Consider the following 6,445-nt stretch of genomic DNA (forward strand, 5'->3'; position numbering starts at 1 on the left):
CGACCCGGGTCCGGGCGGGCGGATCTCGCCGCCCACCGCCCCGCGGAGTCCACGACATGAGCACGCACGGTGCCCCCGAGACCGTCCTGCGCGCACACCGCGCGGTGATCGGCTCCGAGATCGTGCCGGCAGCCGTCACGGTCTCGGACGGGATCATCCTGGCCGTCGAGACCGGCCCCGCGGCCCCGACCTCCCCGACCCCGGCCGGTACGCACGTCGTGGACCTGGGTGACGACGTGGTGCTGCTCCCCGGCCTCGTCGACACCCACGTCCACATCAACGAACCCGGCCGCACGGACTGGGAGGGCTTCGCCAGCGCCACCCGGGCCGCGGCGTGTGGCGGAGTGACCACCCTGATCGACATGCCGCTCAACTCGAACCCCGTCACCACCACGCCCGGCGCGCTGGACGCGAAACTGGCCAGTGCGAGCGGCACACTCCGGGTGGACACCGGGTTCTGGGGCGGAGCCGTGCCCGAGAACCTGGGCCGTCTACGCGAACTCTGGGACCGCGGGGTGTTCGGGTTCAAGTGCTTCCTGCTCGACTCCGGGATCGACGAGTTCCCGCCACTGGACGCCGCGCAGATGGTGGCGGCCATGGAGGAGATCGCCGGGTTCGACGGGCTGCTGATCGTCCACGCCGAGGACGCCGGCACCATCGACGCGCAGCCGCCGGCGTCCGGGCCCGCGTACGCGGGATTCGTCGAGTCCAGACCGGTCGCCGCAGAGGTCCGTGCGGTGGCGCAGGTGATCGACGGCGTCCGCCGCACCGGATGCCGGACCCACATCCTCCACCTCTCGGCCGCCGACGCCCTCCCGCTGATCCGTTCGTCCAAGGCGGAGGGGTTGCCCCTCACGGTGGAGACGTGCCCGCACTATCTGTCGCTGTTCTCCGAGGAGATCCAGCCCGGCGCCACCCACTACAAGTGTTGCCCGCCGATCCGTGAGGCCGGTAACCGCGAGCGGCTCTGGGAGGGGCTGCGGGACGGGACCATCGATCTGGTGGTCTCCGACCATTCGCCGTGCGTTCCCGAACTCAAGCGCTTCGACACCGGTGACTTCGGCCAGGCCTGGGGCGGGATCGCCTCGGTGCAACTGGGCCTGCCGATCATCTGGTCCGAGGCGCGACTGCGCGGGCTGGGGTTGCCCGATGTCGTCCGGTGGATGTCGTCCGGCCCCGCCGAGTTCGCCGGGCTTCGAGATCGCGGGTCGATCCGCCCGGGCGCCCGCGCCGACCTGGTGGTCCTGGCCCCCGACGAGGCGTTCGTGGTCCTGCCCGAGCGGTTGCAGCACAAGAACCCCGTCACCGCGTACGCCCAGCGGGCACTCGGCGGAGTCGTGCGCGAGGTCTACCTCGCCGGCCGCCGCGTGGACCTCGACGGCCCCGCCTCCGGTACCGCGGTCTTCCGCCCGACACCACCCGAGCCAGCTGTGCCACCTTCACGAACGGAACTGACCGGATGACACCACCGATGCCTGAGCCCGATTACCTCGCCCTGCCCGACCTCGCCTCCCGCGAGCTGGCCGGCAGTGTCGTCTACGCCGACGATGAGTTCTTCGCCGAGAAGGAGAACCTGATCCTCGCCTCCGATCCGGTGTTCGATCCGGCCCTGTTCGGACACAAGGGCAAGGTCTACGACGGCTGGGAGACCCGCCGGCGGCGCTCGCCCGGGCAGGACGCGGCGATAGTCCGTCTCGGGGTGCCGGGCGTGGTGCGCGGGGTCGTGGTGGACACCGCCTTCTTCCGCGGCAACTACCCCCCGCAGGTCGCCGTGGACGGCGCGTGGATCGACGGTTACCCGGGGGTCGACGACCTCGCGGGTGCCCGCTGGCGGCAGCTGGTACCCGAGGCGGAGGCGGCGGGGGACACGCGCAATCACTTCGCGGTGCCCGACGCCGCGCCGGTGACCCATGTGCGGCTGCGGATGATCCCCGACGGTGGTGTCGCGAGACTGCGGGTTCACGGCGACCCCACCCCTGACCCCACGTTCCTGCGGGGAACCGTCGACCTCGCGGCCGCCGAGAACGGCGGCCGGGTGGTCGACTGCTCGGACCTGTTCTACTCGTCGCCGGCCAACATCATCGCCCCCGGGCGTTCCCGCGTCATGGGCGAGGGCTGGGAAAACTCCCGGCGACGAGGGGGAGGAAACGACCACGTGACCGTGGCACTCGCGGGCGAGGGATCGGTCGACCACGTGGAGATCGACACCTCCTACTACATCGGTAACGCGCCGGGGTCGGCGTCGCTTCGTGGGATCGCCAGCGCAGAGGACCTGGACCACCCCGACCGGTGGGTGGACCTCGTTCCCCGTACGCCTCTGCAACCCGACTGCCGGCACCGCTTTCTGGTGGGCCGGCCGGGCCATCCGGTGGGTCCGGTGCACTTCGTCCGGCTCGACGTGTTCCCCGACGGCGGTATCGCCCGACTGCGCGTTCACGGCACGTTGAGCCCCGAGGCCCTCGACCAGCTGGCCGAGCGGGTCGCCCTGGCACGGCACACCGGGCTCACGCGCCCGTAACACACCCGAAAAACCGCGCTGCCAGACTCGGGTCCGACACCACGATGGTGCGGTCGGCCCCGCCGATCCGACCGCCGCGTCCCACGGCGCGGCGGTCGAGTCATCAGTCAGGCATCGCCGTGGTGTCCGCCCGGGCGCAGGACCCGGGTGGGCCCGCGGCATCGACCCGGGCCCGCTGAACCCAGGAGCTCCTCCGCCATGACCGCCGTGACCTCCGACGCCGCAGCATCCGATACCGTCACCGCCGGCCCGGACACCAGCCCCGACACTGTGACCGCGGCACCGGACTCCCGGCGCCTTCCCGACGCAGAGGAGCGCCTCGCGGCCCTCCGGGCCCGCGTGCACGAGGACATCGCCACCACCAGCCACTCCCGCGACTGGATCCCCCGGGATCCGGGGTCGAGCGAACTCGACGTCCTGGTGATCGGCGGGGGACAGGCCGGACTGGGCACCGCGTTCGCGCTGCAACGCCAACGGATCGACCGCGTCCTGGTGGTGGACGACGGTCCGGAGCAGCAGGTGGGGTGCTGGGACCGCTATGCCCGTATGCACACCCTGCGCAGCCCCAAACACATGAGGGGTATCGAGTTCGACGTCCCCTCCCTGCACGTCCGGCGTTGGTTCGAGGCCGTGTACGGCGAGGCCGCGTGGGCGGCCGTCGAGCTTGTTCCCCGGCTCGACTGGAACGACTACCTGCGGTGGTACCGGGAGGTCACCGGCGTCCGGGTGCGGCACCAGACCCGCGTCACGGCGATCCACCGGCCCGCCACCCCGGACGGGCCCTTCTCCGTGGAACTGAGTGGCCCGGCGGGGAACGAGACCACGGTGACCGCCAGGCGCATCGTCTGCGCACTCGGACTCGCGGGCGGAGGCGGGCCGCGCGTGCCGGACCTCATCTCGTCCTCGCTGCCCCGCGAGCGCTGGTTCCACACGGAGGACCCGATCGACTTCGCCGCGCTGCGGGGTCAGCGGGTGGCGGTACTGGGCGGTGGCGCATCCGGGTTCGACAACGCGGCCACCGCCCTCGACCACGGCGCCGTCCGGGCGCACGTGTTCGTGCGCCGGGAGACCCTCCCGGCGTCCAACCCGCTGCGGTGGATGGAATTCCCGGGCATGCAGGAACGCTTCTACGACCTCGACGACGAGGCCAAGTGGGAGTTCGGCGTGATGTCCGGTGGCCTCCCGCAGCCGCCCACCCAGCATTCGGTGTGGCGGTGCTTCGCGCACTCCGGCTTCGCACTGCACACCGGCTGTGGGTGGAAGGCCGTGTCGATGGTCTCCACCGACGCCGGTGAGCAGGAGATCGCGATCGACACCGACAGGGGGCGGTTCCACGCCGATGTGGTGCTGGCCGCGACCGGATACACGGTGGACCTGCGGTTGCGGCCGGAGCTCGCCGAGTTCGTCGACGACATAGCGCTGTGGTCCGACCGTCACCCGCCCGCAATGGGACACCCGGCCGGATCGAGTCCCTATCTGGGTCCCGGGTTCGAGTTCACCGAGCGAGATCCGGGCACAGCTCCGTGGCTCTCCCGGCTGCACCATTTCTCGACCGGCGCCCGCGCGTCCATGGGCGTGACCGGGAACCAGCTCTCCGGCATCTACGGCGGTATCGGGCGGATCGCCTCGACGATCACCACCGCGATCACCCGGGAGAACTGGGGCAGGCTCGCCGGGGACTTCGCATCCTTCGAGCACATCGAGGTCCGCTCCGTCGGACCCCACGACGCATCCGACGGGTGGTATCCGACGAGCTCGCGGTTCTGACCGCGCGAGTGTCACTCCGCTCATCAGAACGGGGGCTCGTCCTCAGGCCCCGTGGTCGAGGGCTCCGAGGGGGCCACCGGACCGGACGGTGGGGCGTGTCGCCGGAGTCGCGCCTGCGCGCGGAGACCGCGTCGTTCGGCGTCACGCCGGTGCCGCACGTGTGGACGTCTCCGGGACTCCGCACATCCGCTGCCGGTCGCGCCCGCCTCGGCGGCCTCCCGCTGACGCCGGCTCGCCTCGGGTCGTCGGGGAGCGGCGTGGTCCGAGAGAGGGCCCGTGGGATACGTCGTGACACGGGTTCCGGGGTCTCGGTCCGGGTGGCGGGGACCGTGGATCCACACATAGGAACCGTCGGTGTCCCGGTAGTAGGCCCACACTCCGTCGGTCTTGAGCCTGTGGTGGAAACGGCAGAGGCTCCCGAGGTCGTCACAGGTCGTGTGCCCGCCGCGTTCGGGACGGTCGTGGTCGAAGGGGATGATGTGGTCGAGGTCGGTCTTCTCGGCCGGTGTCTGGCAACCGGGGAACACACAGGTGCCGTCGCGTCCACGGCAGAAATGGGCCAGGGCCTCGGACGGGGCGTGGCGTCGGGCGGCGGCGGAATCGGGGTCCGCGAGTTCGGAGAGTTCGGTGACGCGGTGCCTGACGTCGCGCTGCAGTTCGTCCGCGGTGTGCCCGGTGACCGGTCCGTATCCGGCGAGGGAGATCCCGCGGTTGCCCGGGCTGCCGTCGTCGTAGGCGTGGAGGACCACCCGACGCGCCGCGGACCGGGCCTCCGGGTCGCCGGGGTGTTCCCCTCGTGGGTCGGGCAGGCAACTCCACCCACGGCTGAGCGCGAGCAGTCCGGCCGAGCGAAGTTGGCCGAGCGTTCGCGGATCGCCCGCCGGTGCGGTGCGGGCGAGCGCCTCGACACGGTCCGCGATCTCCAGTGCGTCCTCGGCGGTGAGCGTGGCCGTGATGATCGCCCGGTCGTCGCGGAGGGGCACCAGCTCCACGTCCTGACCGCGTCGTGACTGTTCGGCGCGGGCGTCAGCACCCAGCGGATCGCAGGCGGAGACTGTCCTGAGGAGCATCTTGCGCAGCGGCCCCAGCCGCGGCGGGTGTGTCCGGCGCCTGGTGGGAGCAAGCCCCTCGCTGATCCGGCGGTCAACGTCGGGCATGAGGTGATCGGCCACCAGGGCCGTCTCCTCGGCGATGGTGTGGGCGGCGAGGATCCCTATCCATCCCGTCGCCAGAAGCGCCGCGGTGCGGGGAAGCCGCTCGGTCAGCTCGACCGCGGTGGTCACCAGGCGTGATGCCCCGTGACGGGAGAGAGCCATAGAGGCGCCGATCATCGTGGCAGCCGCCTCCCACGGGTCGCGGTGTGGGTCGCCCTCGGTGGCGAAGCCCTCGGTAGCCGAACGGACACAGTCGTAGGCGTAGGCGAGGGTCCGCCCTTCGGCCGCGTAGATCGTTCGTTGGGTGAGGTAGCCACGCTGCTGGCCGGGATCCCACCGGGCGAACGCCTCGGGCACCAGGACGGGCGATGCCGGCCCTGTCGCAGTGGTGAATCCAGGAGGTGGCACCAGCGTGTCAGGAGGGTCGGCGTCGTCATGTGGCGTGGGGCGGTCACGTGGCGTGGGGTGGTCACATGGCGCGGTGCCGTCGGACAGGCGAGGTGTGGGTGAGGTCATGATTCGATCGTATGTTCGAGGTACGACATGCTGTCCGGGGGCGGCGACCGGCGCGTGTGACCTGCGGTGCCCTGCAAGGCCCCTGCAGGGCACCGCAGGTCAGAAGGGTGCCGGGTCCGACGCCTCAGCCTGGCCGCACCACGATCAGGCACGCCGTGCCACCCTCGGGCACGTACCAGCGGTGGGGGAGTGTCCCGTCGTACCGCGCCACGTCACCCGGCTCCAATCTGCTCACCGACCCGCCCACCTCGAGCAGAACGGTGCCACGGGTGACGTAGATCCACTCGCGGCCGGGGTGCTCGAAGAACCGACCCGGGACGTGATTGGTCTCCACGAACTCGAGGAACTGGGTGTCGTTCGGCCCGCCCGGCAGTAGTCGGGTGTGGCCCCCGACCGTGCCCTCCGCGCGGGTGAGGATGGCGCCCTCCGACGCGCGGCGAATGTCGACCTGGGCGGCCGACGCGGCCGAGGCGGCCGTCCCGCCGTCGGG

Annotated in this window: 5 protein-coding genes; 3 read left to right on the forward strand and 2 right to left on the reverse strand. The window is 71.6% G+C overall.

Annotated elements, in window-relative coordinates:
• Positions 1-56: 56 nt before the first annotated feature.
• The 3 genes from allB to G6019_RS07775 all read left to right on the forward strand — a co-directional run bounded on the left by allB (position 57) and on the right by G6019_RS07775 (position 4,285).
• The gene (allB, locus tag G6019_RS07765; RefSeq protein ID WP_182613572.1) at positions 57-1,463 is read left to right on the forward strand and encodes an allantoinase AllB; all 1,407 of its coding nucleotides are present in this window, start codon (positions 57-59) and stop codon (positions 1,461-1,463) included.
• A gap of 8 nt (positions 1,464-1,471) precedes the next feature.
• Positions 1,472-2,518, forward strand: a complete 1,047-nt coding sequence (gene alc, locus G6019_RS07770) for an allantoicase (protein WP_182613571.1) — start codon at positions 1,472-1,474, stop codon at positions 2,516-2,518.
• A 198-nt stretch (positions 2,519-2,716) separates the two neighbouring features.
• Positions 2,717-4,285 (forward strand): NAD(P)-binding domain-containing protein, encoded by a 1,569-nt coding sequence (locus G6019_RS07775; protein ID WP_182613570.1) that lies wholly within the window; start codon positions 2,717-2,719, stop codon positions 4,283-4,285.
• Between the two features lie 23 nt (positions 4,286-4,308).
• Here G6019_RS07775 and G6019_RS07780 read toward each other — a convergent pair whose 3' ends face one another.
• Positions 4,309-5,955, reverse strand: coding sequence for an HNH endonuclease signature motif containing protein (locus G6019_RS07780; RefSeq protein WP_241725933.1), 1,647 nt, complete (start codon positions 5,953-5,955; stop codon positions 4,309-4,311).
• 124 nt (positions 5,956-6,079) lie between these two features.
• Positions 6,080-6,445, reverse strand: a 366-nt coding sequence (locus tag G6019_RS07785; RefSeq protein WP_182627343.1) for a cupin domain-containing protein, incomplete at its 5' end; no start/stop codon positions are given.

Origin of the sequence: Dietzia sp. DQ12-76 (assembly GCF_014145045.1) — a bacterium.
In the GTDB taxonomy this organism is placed as follows: Bacteria; Actinomycetota; Actinomycetes; order Mycobacteriales; family Mycobacteriaceae; genus Dietzia.

Excerpts from the sequence above, each read along its gene's own strand:
- G6019_RS07780 (WP_241725933.1), bottom strand. The coding sequence starts at position 5,955 with ATGACCTCACCCACACCTCGCCTGTCCGACGGCACCGCGCCATGTGAC.
- alc (WP_182613571.1), top strand. The coding sequence starts at position 1,472 with ATGCCTGAGCCCGATTACCTCGCCCTGCCCGACCTCGCCTCCCGCGAG.
- allB (WP_182613572.1), top strand. The coding sequence starts at position 57 with ATGAGCACGCACGGTGCCCCCGAGACCGTCCTGCGCGCACACCGCGCG.
- G6019_RS07775 (WP_182613570.1), top strand. The coding sequence starts at position 2,717 with ATGACCGCCGTGACCTCCGACGCCGCAGCATCCGATACCGTCACCGCC.